Below are 26,736 nucleotides of genomic sequence, written 5' to 3'. Positions count from 1 at the left end.
GCTAATGACCAAAATTAGGGTTCATGAATATGCGAAACGAGTAAATAAATCGAGTAAGGAAGTCATTACTGAATTATCAAAGATGAATGTGAGTGTTTCTAATCATATGTCCACTTTGGATGGAGATACGGTGAAAAGACTCGATCATGTTTTTGTCGCAAATGTAAATAGCGGTGGAAACAACAAATCATCAAACCAACAGACTAATAGACAAAATAGACCAACTGGTCAAGGCAGCCAAAAATCCGGAAGACCAGAGAATGCGAATTCATCTTCTGGACAGTCTAACGGAAATGGACAAACTGCACAGCGGAGTGAATCTGGTCAAAGACGTGATGGGAATCGTCCTTCAAACAATGGACAGCAACGTTCAGGCGGTAACCAGCGTAATACAAACCAACAACGTCCCGCTGGCCAACAGCGTCAAAGTGGTCAAGGTCAACAGCGTCCTGGGAATCAAGGACAGAATAACGGTGGACAACAACGTCAAAACAACAACGGCCAACAGCGTCCAGCTGGTCAAGGCGGCCAAGGACAGCAACGTCCAGGCCAAGGACAGCAACGTCCAAATAATCAAGGCCAACAACGTCCTGGTGGTCAAGGCGGACAACAGCGTCCGAGCGGTCAAGGCCAACAGGGACAACAGCGTCCGAACGGTCAAGGCGGACAGGGACAGCAACGCCCTGGTGGTCAAGGCCAACAGCGTGGAAACCAGCAGCGTTCGAATACTCAGCGTCCTAATCAAAACCAGCGACCAAATCAATTCAATAAAAACAATAAAAAAGGCAAACCTCAAAAACAACAGCATACTCCTGCTCCAAAGGTTGAAAAGGAATTGCCATCTAAAATCACTTTCACTGAATCTCTAAGTGTTGGAGAATTGGCGAAAAAGTTAGGCCGTGAACCATCTGAAATCATCAAAAAACTCTTTATGCTTGGTGTAATGGCAACGATTAACCAAGAGCTTGATAAAGATGCGATTGAATTGATTTGTGCGGATTATGGCGTTGAAGTGGAAGAAGAAATTAAAATCGATGTAACTGACTTAGAAGTCTACTTCGAACAAAACGAAGAAGATGGGGCTGATCTTTCAGAACGCCCGCCAGTCGTTACGATTATGGGTCACGTTGACCACGGTAAAACCACATTGCTCGACTCCATTCGCCAAACAAAGGTAACAGAAGGAGAAGCAGGTGGTATTACACAGCATATCGGAGCTTACCAAGTTGTTGATAATGGAAAGAAAATCACATTCCTCGATACACCTGGACACGCTGCTTTCACCACTATGCGTGCACGTGGAGCAAAAGTAACCGATCTTACAATTCTTGTTGTAGCTGCAGATGATGGTGTAATGCCTCAAACAGTTGAAGCGATCAACCACGCAAAAGCGGCAGAAGTGCCAATCATCGTAGCAGTCAACAAAATGGATAAACCGACTGCTAATCCGGATCGGGTTATGCAAGAATTGACAGAGCACGGTTTAGTGCCGGAAGATTGGGGCGGAGATACGATTTTCGTACCTGTTTCAGCTTTGAAAGGCGAAGGAATCGATACATTGCTTGAAATGATTTTGCTTGTTGCTGAAGTGGCGGAATTGAAAGCTAATCCTAAGCGCCGTGCAATGGGTTCAGTTATTGAAGCACAATTGGATAAAGGTCGTGGCTCTGTCGCAACCCTTCTCGTACAAGACGGCACTCTCCATATCGGAGATCCGATTGTTGTAGGGAATACTTTCGGCCGCGTACGTGCAATGGTCAATGATATCGGCCGTCGCGTGAAAGAAGCAGGTCCATCCACACCAGTTGAGATTACCGGTTTGAACGATGTACCACAAGCTGGGGACCGATTCGTCGTATTCGAAGATGAAAAGACAGCGCGTCAAATAGGTGAATCTCGTTCTTCTGCTGCAGCAGTTGAAAACCGGACAGAGAAATCACGTGTAACGTTGGATAACTTGTTTGAGCAAATGAAACAAGGTGAAATGAAGGATTTGAACATCATTGTCAAAGCTGACGTGCAAGGTACGGTTGAAGCGATGGCAGCCTCTCTCATGAAGATTGACGTTGAAGGCGTAAACGTCAAGATCATCCATACGGGTGCAGGAGCTATCAATGAATCCGATATTTCTCTTGCAGCAGCTTCTAATGCCATAGTGGTCGGATTTAACGTTCGTCCCGATGTCAATGCAAAACGTGCTGCTGAAGCGGAAGGCGTAGATATTCGTCTACATCGCGTCATCTATAAAGTGATTGAAGAAATTGAAGCGGCAATGAAGGGCATGCTTGACCCTGAGTTTGAAGAGAAAGTAATCGGCCAAGCGGAAGTCCGCGAAACATTTAAAGTTTCCAAGGTCGGTACAATTGCAGGCTCTTACGTAACGGAAGGTAAGATTACACGTGACAGCGGAGTCCGCGTCATTCGTGATGGAATCGTCATCTTTGAAGGTGAACTGGATACGTTGAAACGATTCAAGGATGATGCGAAAGAAGTGGCACGAGGATATGAATGTGGGATCACGATCAAAAACTTCAATGATATCAAAGAAGGAGATATCATCGAAGCATACGTGATGGAGGAAATTAAGCGCGCATGATCTGTTACGCAGAGTGTGAGTTCTTCATTCCGGATGTCCATTCCTTGAAGGAAAAGCGCTCAATCCTCAAGAGGATGACCACTAGAGCGAAACAGCAATACAACGCTTCAGTTGCGGAAGTGGACCATCAGGATGTATGGCAGCGATCCTGCATTGCAATCGTCTCGGTCGCTTCCTCATCGGAAGCAGCAGAAAGGGAAGTTGAAAGAGTCATCTCGTTTTTGGAATCACATTCCGAATGGGAACGAACTTCCACGATGAAGCAGTTTCTTTAAAAGGTCGTGTTACACGATTTATAAATGGAACAGAGGTGGATCATCATGACAATGCGTTCTAATCGTGTAGGAGAACAAATGAAGAAAGAATTAGGGGACATTATCAGCCTAAAGTTGAAAGATCCAAGAATCGGTTTTGTAACTGTTACAGATGTAGAAGTGACAGGGGATCTTCAGCAGGCGACCGTTTACATTTCTGTTTTAGGCGATGAAACTCAACGTGAAAACACGTTAAAAGGTCTTGCTAAAGCAAAGGGTTTTATTCGATCAGAAATCGGGTCCCGGATTCGCCTAAGAAAAACACCAGATTTGGTTTTTGAATTTGATGAATCCATTGATTATGGAAATCGGATTGAAACATTACTTCGAAGTGTAAACGAAAGCCCTGATTCAGAATAAACAATAAGAAGTCTGCCAATTTTGGCAGGCTTCTTTATACATAAAGGAGTTAGTGAGTATGCAACACGGAATTCTCCCTCTCTGGAAGGAAAAAGGTATGACCTCCCACGATTGCGTATTTAAGCTTCGAAAATTGCTAAAAACGAAAAGAGTCGGCCATACCGGTACACTTGACCCAAATGTCGAAGGGGTTCTTCCTATCTGTGTAGGAATTGCAACCAAGGTCGCTGAGTATTTGACTGACGCAGGGAAAGAATACGAGGCTGAAGTGACAATTGGATCTTCAACTACAACTGAAGATGCTGATGGGGAGATTGTATCCCAAAAAGCACCTGTAACATTTAATAGAAACCAACTTCTCTTAGTATTGGAATCCTTAACAGGTGTGATTACACAGACTCCTCCAATGTATTCAGCAGTCAAAGTAAATGGAAAGCGATTATATGAATATGCACGCAAGGGAATTGAAGTTGAAAGGCCGAGCCGGCAAGTGACAATCTATAATTTGGAGCTCTTGGATGAACGAGAGAACTTTTCAGGAGAAACCGTAACGTTCAGAATCCGGATTGCTTGCAGCAAAGGTACTTATATTCGGACATTAGCTGTTCAAATCGGGGAAGCCCTGGAGTATCCAGCACATATGTCAAACTTGGTACGGACCCGTTCGGGTAAATTTGAGGCAGAAGACTGCATCACATTAGGGGAAGCGGCTTCTTTAGCTGAAGAAAGTGCATTATATCGTCAACTTTTGCCGATGGATTGGGCATTGACAGATTTCCCTACAGTAGAAATTGATGAATCTCTCTTAAAGGGAGTAACCAATGGACAAGTTCTGCCAGTTCATGAGATGCTAAATCATGAAGAACGCCTCGTCTTTACAAGGAATGGGCATGCGATAGCGATTTATCGTAAGCATCCGTCTAAGTCCGGTATGATGAAACCGGAAAAGATGTTTTTAGAAAATGGAAGAGAGGAATAAGGTAGTATGGCAGTACATTATTTAACGTATCCAGTCAACATAACTATACCCGATCAGGGTCCCTTTTCTCTTGCACTTGGATTCTTTGATGGCATCCATAAAGGGCATCAAGCCGTCATCCAATCAGCAATTGAGACAGCTAAGGAATCGGGAATGAAGAGTGCTGTCATGACGTTTGATCCGCATCCTTCACTCGTTTTAGGGAAAGGTAAAGACAAAGTCCTATATATCACACCATTAGAACAAAAGATTGAAATCCTTAATGACTTGGGTGTAGATGATATTTTCATCGTACGGTTCACCTCGGAATTCTCGCAGCTAAGCCCGGAACAGTTTGTAGAACTATTCATTAAAGACCTGAATGTCCAGCACGTAACGGCCGGTTTCGATTATTCTTTTGGAGCTTTCGGCAAAGGAAGCATGGAAATGATGAGAACTTTAGGAGAAGGTTTTTTCAATGTCACCGTTATTGAGAAGCAAATAGCAGGTGATGAAAAAATAAGTTCAACGAAAATTCGTCATCTGTTAGTGGAAGGTGAAATGGAAGAAATCCATTCATTACTTGGCAGACCATACCGCATCGATGGTTTTGTCGTCCATGGGGAGAAGAGGGGAAGGGAAATCGGATTCCCGACTGCTAATGTTCAACCTTATGGTGGAGCCTATGTTCCGACTACAGGCATCTATGCAGTGAGAATGGAACTTCACGGTAAACTATATGACGGCGTCTGTAGCGTAGGATATAACCCAACTTTCAACAACCCGGATATACGTGATTTGACGATTGAAGTGCATTTATTGGATTTTGACCGGAATATATACGGAGAGGAAGTTTCGGTCCTTTGGTATAAACGTTTCAGGGATGAATTGAAATTTGACTCAGTTGAAGCATTAATCGAGGAAATGGAACGGGACAAGGAAAAGGCAGCCGCTTACTTGCAGTCGATTGAATAATAGTTGCACCTAATTTTGGGATATGCTATGATGACTTAGTGCATATGTGCACAAACCGTTGCTTGGCATATCGATTCACCAACGTTTGCTCGGTAATTGGGGATATTTGATAGTAGGAGGTGAAAAGGATGGCAATCACACAAGAACGCAAAAATGAGTTGATCAACGAATTCAAAACTCATGAAAACGACACTGGATCTCCAGAGGTCCAAATCGCTATCCTTACGGAAGAAATCAACACGTTAAACGAACACTTGCGTACGCATAAGAAAGACCACCACTCACGTCGCGGTCTATTCAAAATGGTTGGACGCCGCCGTAACTTGTTGAAATACTTGCGTGAGAATGATGTTGCACGTTACCGTGAATTGATCAACAAACTTGGCTTACGCCGATAATATGGTACATCTAGAAAGCGGGAATCTTCCCGCTTTTTCTTTTTGATATATGATTGTCAGGTTAGGTAAAATCTATTTACAAATCATCATGTTGATGAGATGGTTTAACTAGTTTTCTTTCATTTTCTTTCGTAAAGTGTGTGAATCAGTTAAGTTTTAAATGTATTTAGTGAAAAGTTTCAGCAAATTAGATAGAATGAAAATAGAAAGCACGTGACAACAAGTTGTATACGGAAGAACATGAAAAGATGGGAAGTTAGCACATACTAACGATACATACGTCTTTTTATCAGTAACAGTCATTAGAGAGGGGTTCCAAATCCATGAATGAAGAAAAAAAGGTGTACTCATATGAGTGGGCCGGCCGTCCATTAACCATTGAAATCGGTCAGTTAGCGAAACAAGCGAATGGTGCTGCTTTAGTGCGCTATGGCGAAACGACCATTCTATCTACAGCAACAGCTTCCAAACATCCAAAACCGCTCGATTTCTTCCCTCTTACCGTTAATTATGAAGAACGCTTATATGCGGTAGGGAAAATCCCAGGAGGATTCATCAAACGGGAAGGTCGTCCATCTGAAAAAGCGGTATTAACAAGCCGCCTGATCGACCGTCCAATCCGTCCTCTATTCCCGGATGGTTTCCGGAATGAAGTCCAAGTCATATCCATGGTCCTTTCTGTAGACCAGGACTGCTCATCAGAGATGGCAGCAATGCTCGGTTCTTCGTTAGCACTTATGGTATCGGATATTCCGTTTGACGGACCGATTGCGGGAGTGCAAATTGGGCTTGTGAATGATCAGTTCATCGTAAACCCGACGATTGATCAAATTGAAAAAAGCTTAATCAACCTTACAGTAGCAGGAACAAAAGACGCGATCAATATGGTAGAAGCAGGTGCTCTTGAAGTGCCTGAGGAAACGATGCTCGAGGCAATCATGTTTGGCCATGAGGAAATTAAGAAAATCATCGAATTCCAAGAGAAGATTGCAGCAGAAATCGGTAAAGAAAAAATGGAAATCAAGTTATTTGAATTAGATCAGGAGCTTTCTACTGAGATCCATGAAAAAGCCGGCAAAGAATTGATCGATGCAATTCAAGTTAAAGAAAAACACGCACGTGAAGATGCTATTTCAGCCGTTAAAGAATCTGTTATTGAAGCTTATGCGGCAGAAGAAGCAGATGACGAAAAGTTGAAAATGGTAAAAGCGATCCTTGACAAAATGGTTAAAGAGGAAGTTCGCCGCTTGATCACTGAAGAGAAGGTGCGACCTGATGGCCGTGGATTGGATGAAATCCGTCCGTTGTCTTCAGAAGTCGGTGTTCTTCGCCGTACTCATGGTTCTGGATTATTTACACGTGGTCAAACGCAAGCTCTTAGTGTTTGTACTTTAGGCGCTCTTGGTGATGTGCAAATCATTGATGGTTTGGGTCTCGAGGAATCGAAGCGTTTCATGCATCATTATAATTTCCCACAATTCAGTGTAGGGGAAACTGGACCGATCCGTGGACCAGGCCGTCGTGAAATCGGACATGGTGCCTTAGGTGAGCGTGCATTGGAAGCGGTTATTCCGAATGAAAAAGATTTCCCGTACACCATTCGTTTAGTATCGGAAGTTCTTGAATCGAATGGATCCACTTCCCAAGCGAGTATTTGTGCCTCAACTTTAGCGATGATGGATGCAGGTATTCCGATTAAAGCACCAGTTGCCGGTATTGCGATGGGCTTAGTGAAAAAAGGTGAACACTATTCAGTTTTAACTGATATCCAGGGCATGGAAGACCATTTAGGAGATATGGACTTTAAAGTTGCCGGCACTGAAAAAGGCGTTACTGCCCTTCAGATGGATATTAAAATAGAAGGACTTGCAAGAGAAATCTTGGAAGAAGCTTTGACACAAGCGAAAAAAGGACGCATGCAGATTTTGGAGTCCATGATGTCCACGATTAACCAACCACGTGAGCATTTGTCCGAATACGCTCCGAAGATTTTGTTAGTAAAAATCAATCCGGATAAAATCCGTGATGTTATAGGACCTGGCGGTAAGCAAATTAACAAAATCATTGAAGAGACAAATGTTAAGATTGATACTGAACAAGATGGTACAATCTACATTTCCTCGCCAAATGAAGAAATGAACAACAAAGCGAAGAAAATGATTGAAGATATTGTGCGTGAAGCAAAAGTCGGTGAATATTACCTTGGTAAAGTGAAACGAATTGAAAAATTCGGTGCTTTCCTTGAAATCTTCCCAGGTAAAGATGGTTTGCTTCATATTTCGGAAATTCAGGAAGAACGTACAAACAAAGTGGAAGATGTGTTGAAAATGGGCGATGAATTACTTGTAAAAGTAATTGAAATTGACCAGCAAGGACGCGTAAACCTATCACGTAAAGTGGTATTGAAAGAACAAAGCGAAGCAGAAGAAAAAGCGCAAGATCAAGGCAATTCGTAAGAACTACCGAACAAAAAGGTTACCGTTACGGTGACCTTTTTGTTTTACTATAGGAGGAACTATGGCAGTAGAAACATTAGTATGTGAAAATGGTGTTCGAATTGTACATGAATTCGTGCCCCATGTACGCTCAGTATCTGTTGGAATCTGGGTGAAGGCAGGCTCCAGACATGAACTTCCGCATGAGAATGGCTTGACTCATTTTATTGAACACATGTTATTTAAAGGAACTGCCAGTCGGACAGCCAAACAAATCGCGGAAGAGTTTGACCGGATTGGCGGGAATATAAATGCCTTTACCTCGAAGGAGTATACTTGCTACTATTCTAAAACGCTGGATCATCATGCGGGAAAAGCAATTGATATCTTAAAGGATATGTTTTTCAATTCTTTATTCAGCGAAGAAGAAATAGAAAAAGAACGACAGGTTGTCCTTGAAGAGATTCTAATGGTAGAAGATACTCCAGATGATGATGTACATGAGCAGTTATGGCATGTTATGTACCCCGATCATCCGATGGGTGCTTCCATTTTAGGTACTCCTGATACTTTAAAATCCTTTTCAGCTGATACCATTCGTACTTATATGGAAAAGCAATATGTACCGGAAAATATCATCATATCAATCGCAGGAAATATTGATAAAGACCTAATCGATCTAATTGAAAATAACTTCGGAAATTTTCAACGAAATCGGAGATCCGAGCATGTCACTTCTTCACCAACCTTTGTGGCTGGCCACTCCCTTAAGGAGAGAGAAACAGAGCAGGGGCATCTCTGTTTTGGATTCGAAGGTCTACCTGTGAAGGACCCGGACATCTATAGTCTTGTGGTGATAAATAATATATTAGGTGGCAGTATGTCGTCCAGATTATTCCAAGAAGTTAGAGAAGAAAAAGGGCTCGCATACTCGATCTATTCGTATCACTCCTCTTATTCCGATCACGGTTCAGTCGTTATCTATGGGGGTACAAGCAGCAATCAGATGGAAGAACTCCAACAAACTATTTTGGAATCAATCCGGAAGATAAAGTCTGAAGGAATGACGGATACGGAAATCGATAATGCGAAAGAACAATTGAAGGGGAACTTGCTGTTAGGTCTGGAAGGTACAAGCGCCAGAATGAACCGAAACGGTAAAAATGAAATTGTCTATGGTGAACATAAAACGACAGATGAAATCCTGCAGCAGATTGACAAGGTTGATGGACAATCAGTGAAAGCTGTAATCGACCGCCTGCTTGATCAAAAACCAGCAATTTCAATTATTGCACCGAAATAACACCAAAAAGAAAACATAGGGCTTTCCACTCTTAAGAGTGTGAAAGCTCAGTTTGTTGACAAAAGAATTTTTATAAATTCCAATGTATATAGTCTTTAATTTGGAGCCATCGCTCCAGTCGGACGCTTTCCGCGGGCAAGCACCGAGCCGCTTCCTCGCTTTGCTCGTGCAGGGTCTCGGTTCGCTTGCTTTTCCCGCAGGAGTCGCCGACTTCCGCTATTTCTATACCTTATACTTTAAAGGATGAATAGTGAAGCGGTGTCCGCCACGAAGACTCCTGTGGGAATAGCTTGAGCTGAAGACCCCGCAAGTCACGTCAGTGACGAGGAGGCTGAAGCCAAGCCCACGGAAAGCGAAGTGGCGGTCACCGCAAATTTCATATACATCTTTATTCACTTTTAATTGACTTTGTCTACAGTCTGGGCTTTCCACTCTAATGAGTGTGAAAGCTTTTTTCTTTTGCCAGATGGGAAAAGGTCCGCACTGTTTAGGCTTTTTAGTCATATACATAAAGGAGTAGCGATTAAAGGAGGTCAAAAATGCTGTTATCTGAACTTGCGGAGAAAGAATTGATCCAAGTGGAGGATGGCGTCCGCTTTGGTTTATTGACTGAAACGGAAATGATATTCGACCCGAAAACAGGCATAATTCATGGCTTTGAAGTAATCAAGAAAAGCAGTCGTTTCAGTTTCCAAAGTCGTCCTGTCCAGTCCAATGAATACATCCCATGGGAAGAGATTGTGTTAATCGGGGATGACCGTATTTTATTCAACAAGACGAAAATAATCGATTCCGAGTTGTACAAATGAAAAAAGAAAAATGGCTATTTATAGGGAAAGATCCACGGATTAAAAAAAGCGCTATCCTGATCGATACACATGAACGGGAAATTATGCATATCGAATCAGGTGAATGGACACTTGAACTGGAAGACCTGTGTCGGAATATGCAACCAAATTGTATCGTATTCCCGATTCAGCCATTGGATGCTGTCAAAGATATAGACTACACATGCATACCAAAAGAGACGGTCATGTTTTTCGGAAGAGTTGCCGGTCCTTGGAAAAGTGTGTCAGAACTATTTACATCCTATTTTTACTTGCAGGATGAACAATTCATTTGGCAAAATGCCAAATTGACTGCTGAAGGCTGGGTAGCAGCCTTCTACAAGTTGAATCAGCAATCAATCAGCGGCAAGACTTTCCATATTACAGGTTTTGGACGAGTAGCAAAGATGCTGGCGAATATTTTAAAGAGTATGGGAGCGAAAGTGTTCATCTTCGTCCGATCTGAAGCCAATGCATGTGAGGCAAAGGCCTATGGGTACGATGCGGCAATCCTAACACCACAAAGATTTGCGAAAGAACCGATTTCTTGGTTGTTAAATACGATACCCGCTCCATGGTTTACAGAAGATTATTTAAAGTTATCAACTAAAGAAATGATTTTATACGATCTTGCTTCTGCACCTGGTTGTTTAAGAGAAGTGGATTTAAAAGACCGATATGAACTGATGCCCGGGATTCCAGGAGAATATTTTGCGGATGACGCCGCTGTGCTTTTGTCTGACACGATCAACCAACTTTACAACTTAGAGAAGGAGTAATCGAATGCTTGAAGGAAAACGGATTGGATTTGGGATTACCGCATCCCATTGTACGTATGAAGAGGTAGTTCCAAAGATTAAGGAATTTAGGGATGCAGGAGCGGTTGTTGTCCCTATTATCAGTCATTCAGTATTAACCGCCGCAACACGCTTTGGTACAGGCGAAGAATGGATAGAGAAAATTGAGGCGGCTGCTGGTGCAAAAGTGATTTCAACAATTGCGGATGCTGAACCATTGGGACCTAAAGAGCCTTTAGATTGTATGGTGATTGCACCGATGACCGGAAATTCCATCAGCCGGTTAGCAAATGCTGCAACTGATTCTCCTGTCTTGATGGCAACGAAAGCGACAATGAGAAATGGTAAGCCAATTGTTTTGGGAATCTCGACGAATGATGCACTTGGTTTAAATGGGCCTAATATCATGAAACTGTTGAATATGAAAAATATCTACTTTATACCGTTCGGCCAAGACGATCCTTTCAAAAAACCTAACTCCCTAATAGCTGATTTTTCACAATCAGTTGCCACTGTTGAACATGCCATTAATGGTAAACAACTACAACCAATCCTCATAGCGCATAAATAGAATCTGTTCATTCTAAATTTTTTTGGTATAATTAACGCTATTCTTAATCTTTCAGTCAGGAAGGGAAGTAGTGTTATATGAAAAAATATCATGTTGCCGTTGTAGGTGCGACTGGTGCGGTCGGACAACGTATACTTCAACAGTTAACGAAAAGAAATTTTCCTATTGAAACAATTACTTTCCTTGCGTCCAAACGGTCCGCAGGAAAAGAGATACAATTTTCTGGTCAAACTTATGTCATTAAGGAAGCAGTACCGGAAGCTTTTGATGGCGTCGATTTTGCTTTCTTTAGTGCTGGCGGTTCGGTTTCAAAAGCTCTTGCACCTGAAGCTGCTGCACGTGGTGCTATTGTAATCGATAATACGAGTGCCTTCAGGATGGATCCAGAAGTACCGCTTGTGGTACCTGAAGTAAACCGCCATGATTTAAAACAACATAATGGAATAATCGCCAATCCGAATTGCTCCACGATTCAAATGGTTTGTGTGTTAGAACCACTTCGTAAAGCATTCGGTCTTAAAAAGGTTATTGTTTCAACATACCAAGCAGTTTCCGGGGCTGGTGCTATTGCCATTGATGAATTAAAAAAACAAAGTAATCATTTTGAAAATCGTTCAGACATCTCTGCTGACATTCTCCCAGTGAGAAGTGGAGAAAAGCATTATCCAATCGCATTTAACGCTATTCCCCAAATTGATGTATTTACGGATAACGGATATACGTATGAGGAAATGAAAATGATCAATGAAACAAAAAAAATCATGCATATGCCTGAACTTAAGGTAGCTGCAACTTGTGTACGACTCCCGGTTGTGGCAGGGCATTCTGAATCGGTTTATGTCGAAACTGAATCGGAAGGGGTCACGATTGAACAAATTAGAAACATCCTTACAGAGGCGGAAGGTGTAACTGTCATGGATCGTCCCGAGGATGCTGTCTATCCGATGCCGCTATTTGCAGAAGGTGAAGATGATGTTTTCGTAGGTCGAATCCGACATGACATTGATGATCCTTCTAACTTGCATTTATGGATTGTAGCAGACAATTTATTAAAAGGCGCTGCCTTGAATTCGATACAAATAGCAGAAGCAATCATTGAAGACGGCATTCGTTAGGGGGAAGAAAAGATGAATTTAGGAAGAATTTCAACCGCTATGGTAACACCTTTTAGTACAGATGGCTCTATCGATTATGAGAAGGCGGGAAAAATGATTGAGCACCTGATTTCGACTGGTTCTGAATCATTGGTCGTGTGCGGGACTACTGGTGAATCACCTACATTATCATCAGAAGAAAAGGAAGAATTAATTCGATTCACTGTCAATCAGGTAAACGGCAGGGTCCCGGTCATTGCCGGAACTGGTAGCAATAATACGGCTGCCTCTATCGAAGCAACGAAAACGGCGGAAGCTGCAGGTGTAGATGGGGTCATGCTGGTCGTACCGTATTATAATAAGCCAGACCAAAAAGGGATGATTGCCCATTTCAAGGCAATAGCAGAAAGTACCGTATTGCCGATCATGTTATACAATATTCCTGGAAGATCTGTCGTTAATATGTTGCCTGAGACAGTGTTGGAACTAAGCCTTGTTCCCAACATTCAAGCAGTTAAAGAAGCGAGCGGGAATTTAGATCAAATGACGGAAATCTTGCGAGGAGCAGGCAAAGAGTTCCAAGTATACAGCGGAGATGATGGTTTAACTCTTCCATTATTAGCAATTGGCGGAGCAGGAATCGTTTCAGTAGCATCTCATGTGATCGGTCCAGATATGAATAAAATGGTTGTTGCGTTTGAAGAAGGACGTCATCAGGATGCTGCCTACATCCATCAATCGATGCTACCGCTCATTCGTGCATTATTCTCCAAACCAAATCCAGTTCCAGTCAAATATGCCCTATCGAAACAGGGGATTGATACTGGAAGTGTAAGGCTTCCTCTTGTAGGAATGACTGATGAGGAAAAGAAGCAATTTGATGTAGTATGGGAAGAATATATCCAAAACCAAAAGAACTTCAAGTAAAGCCGGGCAATCGTCCCGGCTTTTTTATTTTACTGAAAAACTTTCAATACATAATGTGAGATGTTGAGCAACATGTTATAAGAGTGTAAATTCATCATTCAAGTGATAGAGGGGAAAATGAACTTCTTTTCATAGGGAATAGAGATTTTTTTCAACAATAATCTATTGAAAGTTTTCATTACGCAAGAAAAAAGAGTTTTATTTGTGTAGAGTGCCAGCATTCCGTATAATAAATTCAGTGGATATGGAACGGGAATACCATTAGGAGGAAATATAGTGACAAAACTTAACAATGAAACAATCCGGATCATCCCGCTCGGTGGAGTCGGGGAGATCGGTAAAGCAATGTACGTAGTTGAGATCGACGAGGAAATTTTTGTTGTCGATAGCGGGCTCATGTTCCCGGAAGACGAAATGCTGGGAATCGATATCGTGATTCCGGATATCACCTACTTGGAGGAAAACAAAGATCGTGTCAAAGGGATCTTCCTTACACATGGCCATGAAGATGCCATTGGCTCACTTCCATATTTATTGCAAAAAGTGCAAGCCCCAGTTTATGGGTCTAAGTTAACAATCGCACTCGCAAAAGAACATTTAAAAGAGGTACCAGTCCCAGGAAACGTTAAATTCTTTGAAGTGACGAACAAAAGCCGGATGAATTTCCAAAACACATACGTGACCTTTTTCCATACAACCCACAGCATCCCGGATTCACTCGGAATTGTTTTCCATACAAGTGAAGGCGCAATCGTACACACTGGAGAATTTAAGTTTGACCAAATGGCAAAAGGTATGTATAAACCCGATATAGCGAAGATGGCCAATTTAGGAGAAGAAGGAGTCTTCATCCTGATGTCCGACTCTAATGAAGCGGAGCGTCCAGGATATACAACTTCCGAATCCGTTATTAAAGACCATATCCGGAAGACATTCCGTTCTGTAAAAGGACGTATTTTAGTTTCTTTATACGCTTCGAACTTCATCCGTATGCAACAGGTGTTTGACTTGGCTGCAGAAACGGGCAAGAAAGTGGCTGTTGTCGGAAAGAGCGGTTTTGAAGTCGGTATTCGTCTTGGATACCTTGAAGCAGCGGAGGATGTCATTGTCCCCGTGAAAGAAATAGGGAATTATCCGGACGAAGATGTTGTAATCATAGTGACAGGTAGTCAAGGGGAGCCGCTTGAAGCGCTTGAGCGGATTGTCCGTAAGCATCATAAGGATATACGGATTAAAGAAACGGATACCGTGCTTATTACGTTTACACCATCCCCTGGGATGGAAGTGAATATGTTCGACACGATGAACAACTTGGAGAAGGCTGGCGCAACCGTCATGGCTGCCAATAAGAAAGTCCATGTTTCAGGCCATGGAAGCCAAGAGGATTTAAAACTTATGCTGAACTTGATGAAACCGAAGTATTTCATCCCGATCCAAGGGGAATACCGAATGCTAATTGCCCATTCTAAGTTGGCTCAGCAGATCGGCTTAACTAAGTCAGAAATCTTTATCGCGGATAAAGGAGATATTGTCGAATATAAAAACGGCAAAATGAGAATGAGCGGCAGGGTTCCGGCCGGGAATGTATTAATTGATGGAATCGGTGTTGGAGATGTTGGAAACATCGTCCTCCGAGATCGGAAGCTTTTATCACAGGATGGCATTTTCATTGTAGTGGTGACACTTAACCGCCAACAGAAGAAAATTGCGTCCGGTCCGGAAATCTTATCCCGTGGATTTGTATATGTCCGTGAATCCGAAGAGCTAATTAGTGAGTCTGCTGATCTGGTGAGAACGATTGTCGAAAAATATGTGAATAAAGATACGTTCGAATGGACAAACATTAAGCAAGAAATCCGTGATACGCTTAACTCCTATTTATTCCAAAAAACAAAACGACGTCCGATGATCATCCCGATTATTATGGAATATTGATGAGACATAAGTGGAAAGGGTTTCCGGCCGGAGAGCGGGAAACCCTTTTTCTTTCGATAGAAAGCAGGTGAAAAAATGGCAAAGAGAAAAAAGAAGAAGACGAGCAAAAAACAGGCTGCTTCACAGCCTCTGCTTTACGAAGTAGTCGGAATTATATTAATTGCATTTGCTATAATTACATTTTTCGAATTTGGATTTGTTGGATTCTGGCTATCTTCCGCAGCGATGTTCTTATTTGGGAACTGGTATATTGCAGTGCCTTTTCTCCTCGTCGTAATGGCTTTGTTAATGATGATTAAAAGAGAAATGCCGACGCTTAATAACAGGATTGTATTAGGATCCTTATTTGTGCTCGGTAGTTTAGCCCTCTTCAGTCACATCTCCCTCTTTGACCAATTATTCAGAGGTGGGGCACTTCTGACAAATTCGGTCATCAGGGAAACCTGGAGGATCCTCATCGAAACAGGAGGGATAGTAGAACGGAATGCCGCAATGGGTGGGGGAATGATCGGGGCATTCTTATTTGCAATGTTTCATATTCTTTTCGATTCGACTGGTGCGACTGTAGCGGGAATCGTCCTCTTATCAATCGGCATCATTTTACTGACTGGAAAGGCACTTATTCCTTTCCTTGTCGATAACTTCCCGGTTTTCTATTCGAGGCTAAAAGGCATGTTCCCTAAAAAGAAAAAGGTGAAAAAGACCGCCAAACCAAGCAGGCGTAAAACAGCACGGGAGTTAGCCACAGCACAAAAGGCCCTAAATGAGGAAACGATGACTGCCACTGTTCATGAGGAGGAAGTAGTACCAGAGCCTCCTCCAATCATTTCAGCGTTCTCGGAACGAATATCAGTAGTGGACGAGGCGCCGATTGATAAACAAGAGACAGAGATATCAAATGAAGCCTCAGATCAGTCTGAAGAAGTGGATGTTCAATTCCAGCAAATCGGCCAAGAGATTGTAGAAAACAAAGATTACAAACTGCCTCCAGTCAATTTGTTGAAATTACCTCCACATAGCGATCAAAGTGGTGAGTATTCACTGATTCAAACTAATGCGAAAAAGTTAGAAAGTACGTTTAACAGTTTTGGCGTCAAAGCTAAGGTGACCCAAGTACATTTGGGCCCTGCTGTTACTAAATATGAAGTCATGCCGGATGTGGGTGTCAAGGTAAGTAAAATTGTTAGCCTACATGATGATTTAGCCCTTGCACTTGCAGCGCGTGATATACGGATTGAAGCACCAATTCCTGGTAAATCGGCTATCGGAATTGAAGTGCCTAATCAGGAAGTGGCCATTGTAAGTCTAAGGGAAGTACTAGAATCTAAAGAAAACAATAGACCAGATTCAAAGCTGTTAATCGGGCTTGGCCGCGATATTACGGGTGAGGCAGTGCTTGCAGAACTGAATAAGATGCCGCATTTACTCGTTGCCGGTTCAACGGGAAGCGGGAAGAGTGTATGTATTAATGGCATAATAGTCAGCTTGGTCATGCGTGCAAAACCCCATGAGGTCAAAATGATGATGATTGATCCTAAAATGGTTGAATTGAATATGTATAATGGCATTCCTCATTTATTGGCACCAGTAGTAACAGATCCGAGGAAAGCATCGCAAGCATTGAAGAAGGTTGTTTCGGAAATGGAAAGGCGTTATGAACTTTTCTCCCATACTGGGACAAGGAATATTGAAGGCTATAATGATCATATCGATGTCTGGAATGAAGAGAATGATGAAAAACATCCAAAGCTCCCATATATTGTTGTCATCGTGGATGAACTTGCAGATCTCATGATGGTCGCTTCAAGTGATGTGGAGGACTCGATCACCCGTCTTGCACAAATGGCAAGGGCTGCTGGAATCCATCTCATTATCGCAACACAGCGACCGAGTGTCGACGTCATTACCGGGGTGATCAAAGCTAATATTCCATCTCGGATTGCATTTGCAGTATCCTCTTCAGTAGATTCAAGAACTATATTAGATATGGGAGGGGCGGAAAAACTGCTCGGTCGGGGTGACATGTTATATCTTGGACCAGGCGCTTCCAAACCAGTCAGAGTACAAGGGGCGTTTCTATCCGATTCTGAAGTGGAAAAAGTGGTGGATTTCGCAATTTCCCAACAGAAGGCACAATATCAAGAGGAGATGATTCCAACTGATATTGAAGAAGTGGCACCTGATGAGGAAACCGATGATCTGTTTGACGAAGCAGTAGATTTAGTCCGCGACATGCAAACTGCGTCGGTCTCCATGTTACAAAGAAGATTCCGGATTGGCTATTCCCGCGCTGCACGAATCATTGATCAGATGGAAATGAGAGGGATTGTCGGTCCGTATGAAGGCAGTAAACCACGACAAGTCTTGCTTGCTAAAAATAGTGAAAATGAATAAAAAGAACTTTGACGGAAATGGTACAAAATGACTACATTTTCGATGTGCTAAAAGAAAAAGTAAAACTTACTATTTATTTCGATGTCTAAAAATGATATAGTATGTCTGATTAATAGGAATGTACCATAACAGTTGTGTAATTATACTAAAATAATTATGTCCCATATGGCTTTTATGTTGTCTAACATTTTTGATGAGAATTGTCCGAGATAGAAAGAACTGTGCTCATATTCGAACCGGAGAGTCGGATCGACCGCCGCGGAAACCTTGCGCCAGAAGGTCAGTGAACCAGTGGCGAATGTTTCCTCGGTGCTGGACACAGTGTTCAATTGTCTTCAATTAAAGCCAATGCAACATAATATCTTTAGTTTTCCAAATACAACATTTAGTATGTCCTATTAAGAATATCTTGAGGGGGTTCTCAAATTGGCAAAACGCAAATACGCTTTGGCTCTATCCGCACTACTTGCTGCTGGTACACTTCTTGGTGCTTGTGGAACAAGTGATGACAAAGGCTCTTCCAGCAAAGGCGGAGAAAAAGAAGACAACTTTACAGTCGCAATGGTAACTGATACAGGCGGTGTTGATGACAAATCATTTAACCAATCCGCTTGGAAAGGGATCCAAGATTTCGGTAAAGAGAATGGCCTTGAAAAAGGAGATAACGGTTTCGATTACCTACAATCCGCTTCTGACGCTGACTATGAAACAAACTTAAACCAATTGATCCGTCGTGATTTCGACATCGTTTTTGGAATCGGTTTCTTACTACAACCAGCAATTGAAAAGATTGCTTCACAACAAACTGATGCACACTTGGCAATCATTGACGCTGAAGTTGATGCGCCAAACGTTGCTTCCGTATTGTTTAAAGAACAAGAAGGCGGCTTCCTTGCAGGTGTAACTGCTGCTCTCATGACTAAAACTGGAAAAGTTGGTTTTGTCGGTGGTATGGATATTCCTGTTATTAACCGTTTCGAAGCTGGTTTCCTTGCAGGTGTTGAAGCTGTGAATCCAGATATTAAAGTTGACTCTGTTTACACTGGTGAATTTTCTAAAGCAGAACTTGGAAAGTCCACTGCTAACCGTATGTACGGTTCTGGCGTAGACATCATCTTCCACGCTGCTGGTGCAACTGGTAATGGTGTATTCACTGAAGCAAAAGAACGTAAAGCTGCAGATCCAAATGCGAATGTTTGGGTAATTGGTGTGGACTCTGACCAATATGCTGAAGGACAAGTTGATGATAAAACTAATGTTACTTTAACTTCTGCCCTTAAACGTGTTGACTTAGCGGTTCAAACTATTGCGAATGAAGCAAAAGACGGAAAATTCCCAGCTGGTACATCTGTTTACGGAATTGCTGAGGATATGATCGGTCTTGCTGATTCACGTGGTGCGATTCCAGCAGACGTTCAAGCAAAAATTGATGAATTTACAGAAAAAGTAAAAAATGGCGATATCGAAGTTCCTGAAGCTGTAAAATAATTTCATTCAGTTTTACCCATCGTAAAGGCCGGATGATCCTCCGGTCTTTATGATTGATGGGAAACAAATAAATAGATGAAAGGTTTTCAAGTTTGCTTGAAGATCTTTCCTGTATTTATTTATCAAAAAAAGCTCTGTTAAAAAATGTTGAAAATCATGTATAGTGAATGTTGTGGATTAGTTATAAGTAAACAACTTCCACGAGATATTTACTTCCGTTGGCCTCAGATAAGGAGAAGGTAAGCGTATACATAATTTGATTGACAGCAATATTTATACGGCTTTGTAAAATGGGTGAAACAAAGGAGTGGAAACTTTGGAATATGTAATAGAGATGCTGAATATCCGAAAAGAATTCGGCACATTCGTGGCAAATGACAACATCACTCTACAGCTAAAAAAGGGTGAAATTCATGCTTTGCTCGGTGAAAACGGTGCAGGTAAGTCAACGCTCATGAATGTTTTATTCGGACTCTATCAGCCTGAAGGCGGAGAAATCCGGGTGAACGGCAAAACGGTTGAAATAACCGATCCTAACGTTGCGAACGATTTAGGGATAGGAATGGTCCACCAGCACTTTATGCTTGTAGAAAATTTCACTGTTACTGAAAACATTATTTTAGGGCGTGAACCCAATAAATATGGAACGGTTAATGTAAAAGATGCTGCTGTTAAAGTACAGGAATTATCCGAGTTGTACGGTTTGGATGTTGATCCAAATGCGAAAATTGAGGATATCTCCGTTGGTATGCAGCAACGTGTTGAAATTTTGAAAACATTATACCGTGGTGCTGAAATTCTAATCTTCGATGAACCAACTGCATCTCTAACTCCACAAGAAATCCATGAGTTAATTGAAATTATGAAGAGATTGGTGAATGAAGGAAAGTCAATCATCCTTATCACACATAAACTTCAAGAAATCATGGATGTTTCAGATCGTGTAACCGTAATCCGAAAAGGAAAGGGAATCGGTACCGTCAATACGTCTGAAACAAATCCGGATGAGCTTGCTTCGCTGATGGTCGGACGTCAGGTTGTTTTCAAGACAGAAAAAACACCTGCAAAACCAACAGAAGAAGTATTTCAAATCAAGGATTTGGTGGTAGAGGATTATCGTGGAATTCCAAAGGTGAAAAGTCTTAACCTTTCGATTCGTAAAGGTGAAATTGTCGGGATTGCTGGTATTGATGGCAATGGACAAACGGAGCTAATCGAGGCGATTACTGGCTTGCGTAAAGTCAAGAGTGGTCATATTCTCTTGAATGGTCAAGAGATTACAGGCAAAAAACCTCGGAAAGTAACGGAAGCCGGTATTGGGCATATCCCACAAGACCGTCATAAGCACGGCTTAGTTTTGGATTTCCCGATCGGCTATAACATTGCTTTGCAAACTTATTATAAAGAACCGATTTCCAAAGGCGGAATCATCGACTATAAAACAATTACGGAAAATGCTAATAGTATCATAGAGAAGTATGATGTTCGTACTCAAGGCCCTATGGAACCTGCTCGTGCCCTTTCTGGTGGTAATCAGCAAAAAGCGATTATCGGAAGAGAAGTAGAGAGAGATCCAGATCTATTGATTGCTGCTCTGCCGACGCGCGGTCTCGATGTTGGCGCAATCGAATTCATTCATCATCGTCTGATCGAACAACGGGATAAAGGGAAGGCTGTTCTCTTAATCTCCTTCGAACTCGATGAGGTTATGAATGTTTCGGACAGAATCGCTGTCATTTACGATGGTGCAATTATTGATACAGTGATTCCGGAGGAAACGAATGAACAGGAATTAGGTCTATTAATGGCCGGACATTCCGATAAAGGGAACAGTTTGGAAGTAGGTGACAATGGTCATGTCTAATCGGACAGTCAATATACTTGTCCCTGCCATTTCAGTCGTCTTAGGTCTGATTGTTGGGGCAATCGTTATGTTAGTTAGTGGTTATAGTCCAGTAGCCGGCTATTCTGCTTTAATTGAAGGTATTTTTGGAGATTCATATAGAATCGGTGAAACGATTCGTCAAATTACACCGTATATTCTTGCAGGTTTGGCTGTTGCCTTCGGGTTTAAGGCCGGACTCTTCAATATCGGGGTTGAAGGACAGCTGATCGTCGGCTGGTTTGCTGCAGCTTACGTCGGGATGGCATTTGATGAGCTTCCTAAATTGATTCATCTTCCGTTAGCAATTCTCGCAGCAGCAGCAGCTGGTGCAATATGGGGCCTTATTCCAGGCTTATTGAAAGCGCATCTTCGTGTTCATGAAGTAATCGTGACCATTATGATGAACTATATCGCACTATATACGGTAAACGGTCTTATCAAATATATTTCGGGCGGAAAAGAAAAACTGGATCCAATCCAAGAAACTGCTACATTGCGTTCTCCAATGCTTGAGGCATTAACGGATTTCTCCCGTCTACACTGGGGGATTTTAATCGCTATTGCCATGGTTGCAGTGATGTGGTTCATCATGGAAAAATCTACACTTGGTTTCGAGTTGAAGTCTGTCGGTTTCAACCTTCATGCATCTGAGTATGCGGGCATGAACGTAAAGAAAAACATTGTTTTGGCTATGGTGATTTCGGGGGCGTTTGCAGGTCTTGGCGGTGCAATGGAAGCTCTTGGTACATTCGGTTATGTATCTTCGAAAGGTGCATTTACCGGAATCGGTTTTGATGGAATCGCTGTGGCATTGTTAGGTGCCAATAATCCGATCGGCGTCGTGTTTGGAGCCACATTATTCGGAGCTCTAAAAAACGGTTCCTTGAATATGCCGAGTGCAGCTGGAGTACCGTTGGAAATTGTAAACATCGTTATTGCGATCATCATTTTCTTCGTTGCCTCCGGTTATGTGATCAGACTTGTATTGTCTCGTCTTAGCAACAAAAAAGGAGGGGAAACGAAATGAGTTTTCTTGAAGTATTATATTTCATCGTCCCTTCTGCATTATTCTACGCGGCCCCGCTTATTTTAACTGCAATAGGCGGAGTCTTCTCTGAAAGATCAGGAGTAATTAATATCGGATTAGAAGGCATGATGGTCATTGGGGCCTTCGTCGGAATTTTGTTCAACCTATTTTTTGCTGACACCTTCGGCTCATTGACTCCATGGGTAGCTCTTTTGGCCGCGATGGTGGTAGGTGCAATCTTTGCCCTGTTCCATGCGGTAGCGGCTATTACATTCCGCGCCGACCAGACAATTTCGGGTGTGGCTATCAACATGTTAGGCCTTGCGTTGTCACTATTTCTGACAAAATTAATTTTCGAAGGTAAGGGTCAAACCGATTATATTTCTGAACGTTTTAATCGTTTCGGTATTCCATACTTAGAAGATATTCCTTTCATTGGTCCTATGTTCTTCAAGGATCTTTATGGCACAACGATTTTAGCTATTTTCATTGCTATACTGGCATGGGTTGTTATTTATAAAACTCCATTCGGTTTACGCGTGCGTGCTGTCGGTGAACACCCAATGGCAGCCGATACAATGGGAGTCAATGTGAACCGTCTTCGTTATATCTCGGTAATGATTTCAGGAGCTCTTGCGGGAATAGGTGGAGCAATCTATTCTCAAACAGTTACCGGAGATTTCAGCCATTCTACAATCACGGGTCAAGGATTCATGGCATTGGCTGCGATGATATTTGGTAAATGGCATCCACTTGGAGCTATGGGAGCAGCTATTTTCTTTGGTCTCGCACAATCCTTAAGTATTGCCGGAAATGCAATTCCATATGTACAAGATATCCCAGCCGTCTACTTGCAAATCTTGCCGTATGTATTAACTATTTTGGCTCTTGCAGGTTTTATCGGTAAAGCAACTGCTCCAAAAGCGAGTGGAATTCCTTACGTAAAAGGCAATCGTTAATCACTTCTAAACCCGGGTTAATCCCGGGTTTTTTATTTTGACTAAAGAACTTATATCTTTTGGCTATTTTTTCCGCAAGGTGGATTCTAAGTTTTGCATTGGGGCAAACTCATTATGTATAGTGAAGGAAGTGAATCGGCATATTATGAAAAACAGGGAGGCACCGCTATGTTTGAAAAATTTAGTTTGAATGAAGGCGTTACTTTATATATTAGGCCAACAAGCCAATTTAAAACCTTGAATTTTTCCGTAAAATGGAAACATCCACTAACCAATGAATCTGCAGCAAAGCGATCCGTATTGGCTAACGTCCTGCAGCATAGTAATGAGAAATATCCTTCGACTGCTGCATTGCGTATGCATCTCGATGAATTATATGGAACTGCCGTCTACACGGACGCAACAAAAAGAGGGGCAGTCCACAATTTATCACTTAATATCGAATGCGTGAATGATCAGTTTTTGACAGAAGAAGTTATGCCTTCAGTCCTGAACTTACTACATGATATGATTTTCAAGCCCAACTTTGAGGATGGCCGTTTCAAGCAAAGTATTGTTGACCGTGAAAAACAATCCGTTATGACACGTATTCAATCAATTTATGATGATAAAACCCGTTATGCTCAGTTTCGCATGCTGCAAATTCTTAGACCGGATCATCCTGCTTCGGTAACCGCAAATGGAACATTAGAAGAGGTAGAAAAGTTGACTGTTGATGATTTGATGTCCATGTATGAGGAAATCATCAATCGGGATGAAGTTGATATCTATGTAGTGGGCGACGTAGATCCACAAACATTCGCGAAAGAATTGGAAAAAGTTCTTCCGTTCCCAGCGAGGAAATCATCCAGTCCTTCTGCTGATTTAAAAGTTGCCGATCAAAACACTGAAGTCCAAATAGTCCGTGAACGGCAGGAGATGAAGCAAGGAAAGCTTCATATCGGCTTTAGTACATCCATCAATTTCAAACATCCGGATTATGCTAAGATGCAAATTACAAATGGAGTGTTTGGCGGGTATCCTCATTCCAAACTATTTATGAATGTCCGTGAAAAAGAAAGTATGGCATATTATGTTTCGAGTTCTTATTCTTCACATTATGGACTGGTTTATGTCATGGCGGGAATTGACGCTGAATTGGATGAAAAGGCGGTTAATTTAATCGGTGAACAGCTCGATGAAATGAAAGCGGGAAAAATTACAGATTTAGAACTTAGCCAAACGAAAGCACTCCTTATTAACTCATTAAAAGAAACACTTGATTCTGCCCGTGGGCAAATTGAGATTTATGATCAATATAAATCGCTGTCCGAAGATTTCTCTGTAGAGGAATGGGTTGAAAAATGGTCTTCTGTCTCAAAAGAGGATGTTCAACAGATGGCAGAAACCATCAATATGGAATTGGTGTATTTATTATCCGGTAAGGAGGCTAACTAAGATGGAAGAACTACACTTTCAACAATTGGATGAAACGCTGTATCATGAGAAGCTGGATAATGGCTTAAGTGTATATATTTTACCGAAAAAGGGTTTTTCAAAAACCTATGTTACCTTCACCACGAAATATGGTTCAATTGATCGTTCGTTTGTTCCAATTGGCAAAACAGAACCGGTTACAGTCCCCGATGGAATTGCACATTTCTTAGAACACAAAATGTTTGAGAAAGAAGAAGGCGATGTATTCCAGCAATTTAGCCAGTATGGAGCTAGTGCAAATGCATACACTTCATTCACGCGAACAGCCTATTTGTTTTCTGCTACAAAAAACCTTTACGAGAATACGGAAACCTTGTTGAACTTCGTACAAGAGCCTTATTTTACGGAAAAAACAGTGGAAAAAGAAAAAGGAATCATTGGGCAGGAAATCACTATGTATGATGATAATCCCGACTGGCGGTTATATTATGGGGTCATAGAAAATATGTTCAAGGAACATCCGGTAAAGATTGATATCGCTGGTACAATCGAGTCCATTGACAAAATTACAGCAGACCATTTGTATGAATGTTATCGAACGTTCTATCATCCGTCCAACATGCTCCTTTTCATCGTAGGAGCAGTAGATCCGAATGAAATGCTCGATTTTGTTAAGAAAAATCAAAGTAACAAGCAGTTCGCTGAACCTGAAAGCATTGAAAGAATCTTTCCTCAAGAGCCGAAGGAAGCTGCTACTGATCGACGGACACTCCAAATGGACGTACAGAAGCCTAAGATGTTTGTTGGCTTAAAAGCAGCACAAACGGATTTGTCTGGAAATGACATGTTGAAAAACGAGTTGTCGATCCAATTGACATTGGATCTTCTGTTTAATAGGTCTTCCGACTTCTACACGGAAGCATATGAAAAAGGTTGGATTGACGAGTCATTTGCATATGACTTTACATTAGAGAATGGATTTGGTTTTGCTATTGTAGGTTCTGATACATCCCATCCGGAAGAATTAGAGCAAGCGATTAAAAAGACTTTTAACAAAGCTTTTGAAAAATGGCCGTTTGGAGCGGATGAGCTAAATCGGGCAAGAAGGAAGCGGATTGGTCAATTTTTACGTTCGTTGAATTCTCTTGAGTTTATGGCCAATCAGTTTACGAGATATGCTTTCAATGAAATGGATTTGTTTGAAGTTGTTCCGACATTGGAGAACCTCACTGTAGCTGACTTGCAGGAAGCCTTTAAATCCATCAGTGGCGAAGGGCAGCAGACCGTCTTTACGATTTTACCTTCAGGAATGAAAGAAAATGGATGAAAAGTTCGCCTTAGTTTTGGGAGCCTCGGGGGAAATCGGTCAAAGCATTTGCCGATCTCTTGCTGAAGACGGTTGGTCCCTCTATATGCATTACAATACCCGGGGAGAAGCAATTTCGGAATTAATCCGGACCTTGTCCCCGGATTTTCCTTTGCAGAATTTCATAGCAGTGCAAGCAGATTTTACAAAACCACAAGCTGCTGAAGAAGTGGCCATTCAAATCGGGTCTATAAGAGCCGTTATTGTAGCTAATGGCCATACGGTTTATAAACTATTATCAGAGACGACTGTTCCTGAAATGGAAGCGCTATGGCAAGTTCATGTACAAAACCCTGTTAGACTCATTAGTCTTCTTTCTTCTAAAATGAGAGCAGCTGAAAAACCAGTTTATATAGTCTTTATAGGCTCCATATGGGGAGAAACCGGATCTGCTGGAGAGGTACTATATTCAACGGTAAAAGGAGCACAGCATGCATTTGTTAAAGCCTATGCAAAAGAGTCGGCATATTCCAAGTTCTTAGTGAATGCCATTGCTCCAGGATGGATAGATACCAATATGAATAATTTTCTGACCGATGCCGAGTCTCTTGAACTCGCTTCGGAAATTCCTTTGCAAAGACCAGGAAAACCATCAGAAGTTGGTGGAGTGGTACAATTCCTTCTCAGTGGCCGCGCTGATTATATTACTGGACAAATTGTTCATGTGAATGGCGGTTGGTACATATAACTTCCTTTTTTGCACATACTGTT

The 26,736-nt window shown here is 41.9% G+C and carries 22 protein-coding genes; all 22 read left to right on the top strand.

All coding sequences use genetic code 11. The features are described from left to right. Positions 1-4: 4 nt before the first annotated feature. A complete protein-coding gene (gene infB, locus ACFOZY_RS01860; protein WP_378151654.1) occupies positions 5-2,596 on the top strand; it encodes a translation initiation factor IF-2 in 2,592 nt (863 codons plus the stop codon). Continuing rightward, a complete protein-coding gene (locus tag ACFOZY_RS01855) occupies positions 2,593-2,871 on the top strand; it encodes a DUF503 domain-containing protein (protein WP_378151652.1) in 279 nt (92 codons plus the stop codon). The genes infB and ACFOZY_RS01855 overlap by 4 nt, the downstream gene beginning before the upstream one ends. A 45-nt stretch (positions 2,872-2,916) precedes the next feature. Continuing rightward, positions 2,917-3,270: a 30S ribosome-binding factor RbfA gene (rbfA, locus tag ACFOZY_RS01850; protein ID WP_378151650.1), complete on the top strand. Its 354-nt coding sequence runs from the start codon at positions 2,917-2,919 to the stop codon at positions 3,268-3,270. Between the two features lie 58 nt (positions 3,271-3,328). After that, positions 3,329-4,249, top strand: coding sequence for a tRNA pseudouridine(55) synthase TruB (truB, locus tag ACFOZY_RS01845; RefSeq protein ID WP_378151648.1), 921 nt, complete (start codon positions 3,329-3,331; stop codon positions 4,247-4,249). A gap of 6 nt (positions 4,250-4,255) precedes the next feature. Beyond that, positions 4,256-5,203, top strand: a complete 948-nt coding sequence (locus ACFOZY_RS01840) for a bifunctional riboflavin kinase/FAD synthetase (RefSeq protein ID WP_378151646.1) — start codon at positions 4,256-4,258, stop codon at positions 5,201-5,203. A 128-nt stretch (positions 5,204-5,331) separates the two neighbouring features. Further along, the gene (gene rpsO / locus ACFOZY_RS01835; RefSeq protein ID WP_378151644.1) at positions 5,332-5,601 is read left to right on the top strand and encodes a 30S ribosomal protein S15; all 270 of its coding nucleotides are present in this window, start codon (positions 5,332-5,334) and stop codon (positions 5,599-5,601) included. A 323-nt stretch (positions 5,602-5,924) separates the two neighbouring features. Beyond that, a complete protein-coding gene (gene pnp, locus ACFOZY_RS01830) occupies positions 5,925-8,057 on the top strand; it encodes a polyribonucleotide nucleotidyltransferase (protein ID WP_378151642.1) in 2,133 nt (710 codons plus the stop codon). Positions 8,058-8,118: 61 nt separating this feature from the next. Beyond that, the gene (locus ACFOZY_RS01825; protein ID WP_378151639.1) at positions 8,119-9,339 is read left to right on the top strand and encodes a M16 family metallopeptidase; all 1,221 of its coding nucleotides are present in this window, start codon (positions 8,119-8,121) and stop codon (positions 9,337-9,339) included. Positions 9,340-9,878: 539 nt separating this feature from the next. Beyond that, entirely contained in the window at positions 9,879-10,148 is a 270-nt protein-coding gene (locus tag ACFOZY_RS01820; protein WP_378151637.1) for a YlmC/YmxH family sporulation protein, read from the top strand. Further along, positions 10,145-10,945, top strand: a complete 801-nt coding sequence (locus ACFOZY_RS01815) for an NAD(P)-dependent oxidoreductase (protein WP_378151635.1) — start codon at positions 10,145-10,147, stop codon at positions 10,943-10,945. Before ACFOZY_RS01820 ends, ACFOZY_RS01815 begins: the two co-directional genes overlap by 4 nt. A gap of 4 nt (positions 10,946-10,949) precedes the next feature. After that, positions 10,950-11,534 (top strand): dipicolinate synthase subunit B, encoded by a 585-nt coding sequence (locus ACFOZY_RS01810; protein WP_378151633.1) that lies wholly within the window; start codon positions 10,950-10,952, stop codon positions 11,532-11,534. Between the two features lie 77 nt (positions 11,535-11,611). Beyond that, on the top strand, positions 11,612-12,649 hold the full coding sequence (locus ACFOZY_RS01805; RefSeq protein WP_378151631.1) for an aspartate-semialdehyde dehydrogenase: 1,038 nt from the start codon (positions 11,612-11,614) through the stop codon (positions 12,647-12,649). A gap of 12 nt (positions 12,650-12,661) precedes the next feature. Further along, positions 12,662-13,555, top strand: coding sequence for a 4-hydroxy-tetrahydrodipicolinate synthase (gene dapA / locus ACFOZY_RS01800; RefSeq protein WP_378151628.1), 894 nt, complete (start codon positions 12,662-12,664; stop codon positions 13,553-13,555). Between the two features lie 276 nt (positions 13,556-13,831). Further along, complete coding sequence (locus tag ACFOZY_RS01795) at positions 13,832-15,490, top strand: ribonuclease J (protein WP_378151626.1); 1,659 nt, start codon at positions 13,832-13,834, stop codon at positions 15,488-15,490. A gap of 75 nt (positions 15,491-15,565) precedes the next feature. Next, positions 15,566-17,884: an FtsK/SpoIIIE family DNA translocase gene (locus ACFOZY_RS01790; protein WP_378151625.1), complete on the top strand. Its 2,319-nt coding sequence runs from the start codon at positions 15,566-15,568 to the stop codon at positions 17,882-17,884. Positions 17,885-18,310: 426 nt separating this feature from the next. Further along, the gene (locus tag ACFOZY_RS01785) at positions 18,311-19,372 is read left to right on the top strand and encodes a BMP family lipoprotein (protein ID WP_378151624.1); all 1,062 of its coding nucleotides are present in this window, start codon (positions 18,311-18,313) and stop codon (positions 19,370-19,372) included. A gap of 334 nt (positions 19,373-19,706) precedes the next feature. Continuing rightward, positions 19,707-21,236 (top strand): ABC transporter ATP-binding protein, encoded by a 1,530-nt coding sequence (locus ACFOZY_RS01780; RefSeq protein WP_378152191.1) that lies wholly within the window; start codon positions 19,707-19,709, stop codon positions 21,234-21,236. Then, on the top strand, positions 21,229-22,284 hold the full coding sequence (locus ACFOZY_RS01775; RefSeq protein ID WP_378151623.1) for an ABC transporter permease: 1,056 nt from the start codon (positions 21,229-21,231) through the stop codon (positions 22,282-22,284). Before ACFOZY_RS01780 ends, ACFOZY_RS01775 begins: the two co-directional genes overlap by 8 nt. Beyond that, complete coding sequence (locus ACFOZY_RS01770; RefSeq protein ID WP_378151621.1) at positions 22,281-23,243, top strand: ABC transporter permease; 963 nt, start codon at positions 22,281-22,283, stop codon at positions 23,241-23,243. The genes ACFOZY_RS01775 and ACFOZY_RS01770 overlap by 4 nt, the downstream gene beginning before the upstream one ends. A 168-nt stretch (positions 23,244-23,411) precedes the next feature. Further along, the gene (yfmF, locus tag ACFOZY_RS01765) at positions 23,412-24,680 is read left to right on the top strand and encodes an EF-P 5-aminopentanol modification-associated protein YfmF (RefSeq protein WP_378151619.1); all 1,269 of its coding nucleotides are present in this window, start codon (positions 23,412-23,414) and stop codon (positions 24,678-24,680) included. 1 nt (position 24,681) lies between these two features. Next, complete coding sequence (gene yfmH / locus ACFOZY_RS01760) at positions 24,682-25,986, top strand: EF-P 5-aminopentanol modification-associated protein YfmH (protein ID WP_378151617.1); 1,305 nt, start codon at positions 24,682-24,684, stop codon at positions 25,984-25,986. After that, the gene (gene ymfI, locus ACFOZY_RS01755; RefSeq protein WP_378151615.1) at positions 25,979-26,713 is read left to right on the top strand and encodes an elongation factor P 5-aminopentanone reductase; all 735 of its coding nucleotides are present in this window, start codon (positions 25,979-25,981) and stop codon (positions 26,711-26,713) included. Before yfmH ends, ymfI begins: the two co-directional genes overlap by 8 nt. Positions 26,714-26,736 lie beyond the last annotated feature (23 nt).

The sequence above is a fragment of the Chungangia koreensis genome (genome assembly GCF_042651785.1).
Taxonomy (GTDB): domain Bacteria; phylum Bacillota; class Bacilli; order Bacillales_A; family Planococcaceae; genus Chungangia; species Chungangia koreensis.
Note: the sequence above shows the minus strand (reverse complement) of the source record. Positions and strands in the feature narration are given on the sequence as shown.

Coding starts and splice junctions, on each gene's coding strand:
- ACFOZY_RS01770 (WP_378151621.1), top strand. CDS start 22,281: ATGAGTTTTCTTGAAGTATTATATTTCATCGTCCCTTCTGCATTATTC.
- dapA (WP_378151628.1), top strand. CDS start 12,662: ATGAATTTAGGAAGAATTTCAACCGCTATGGTAACACCTTTTAGTACA.
- ACFOZY_RS01820 (WP_378151637.1), top strand. CDS start 9,879: ATGCTGTTATCTGAACTTGCGGAGAAAGAATTGATCCAAGTGGAGGAT.
- ACFOZY_RS01825 (WP_378151639.1), top strand. CDS start 8,119: ATGGCAGTAGAAACATTAGTATGTGAAAATGGTGTTCGAATTGTACAT.
- yfmH (WP_378151617.1), top strand. CDS start 24,682: ATGGAAGAACTACACTTTCAACAATTGGATGAAACGCTGTATCATGAG.
- pnp (WP_378151642.1), top strand. CDS start 5,925: ATGAATGAAGAAAAAAAGGTGTACTCATATGAGTGGGCCGGCCGTCCA.
- rpsO (WP_378151644.1), top strand. CDS start 5,332: ATGGCAATCACACAAGAACGCAAAAATGAGTTGATCAACGAATTCAAA.
- yfmF (WP_378151619.1), top strand. CDS start 23,412: ATGTTTGAAAAATTTAGTTTGAATGAAGGCGTTACTTTATATATTAGG.
- ACFOZY_RS01815 (WP_378151635.1), top strand. CDS start 10,145: ATGAAAAAAGAAAAATGGCTATTTATAGGGAAAGATCCACGGATTAAA.
- truB (WP_378151648.1), top strand. CDS start 3,329: ATGCAACACGGAATTCTCCCTCTCTGGAAGGAAAAAGGTATGACCTCC.
- ACFOZY_RS01855 (WP_378151652.1), top strand. CDS start 2,593: ATGATCTGTTACGCAGAGTGTGAGTTCTTCATTCCGGATGTCCATTCC.
- ACFOZY_RS01810 (WP_378151633.1), top strand. CDS start 10,950: ATGCTTGAAGGAAAACGGATTGGATTTGGGATTACCGCATCCCATTGT.
- ACFOZY_RS01775 (WP_378151623.1), top strand. CDS start 21,229: ATGTCTAATCGGACAGTCAATATACTTGTCCCTGCCATTTCAGTCGTC.
- ACFOZY_RS01840 (WP_378151646.1), top strand. CDS start 4,256: ATGGCAGTACATTATTTAACGTATCCAGTCAACATAACTATACCCGAT.
- rbfA (WP_378151650.1), top strand. CDS start 2,917: ATGACAATGCGTTCTAATCGTGTAGGAGAACAAATGAAGAAAGAATTA.
- infB (WP_378151654.1), top strand. CDS start 5: ATGACCAAAATTAGGGTTCATGAATATGCGAAACGAGTAAATAAATCG.
- ACFOZY_RS01790 (WP_378151625.1), top strand. CDS start 15,566: ATGGCAAAGAGAAAAAAGAAGAAGACGAGCAAAAAACAGGCTGCTTCA.
- ACFOZY_RS01805 (WP_378151631.1), top strand. CDS start 11,612: ATGAAAAAATATCATGTTGCCGTTGTAGGTGCGACTGGTGCGGTCGGA.
- ymfI (WP_378151615.1), top strand. CDS start 25,979: ATGGATGAAAAGTTCGCCTTAGTTTTGGGAGCCTCGGGGGAAATCGGT.
- ACFOZY_RS01780 (WP_378152191.1), top strand. CDS start 19,707: ATGCTGAATATCCGAAAAGAATTCGGCACATTCGTGGCAAATGACAAC.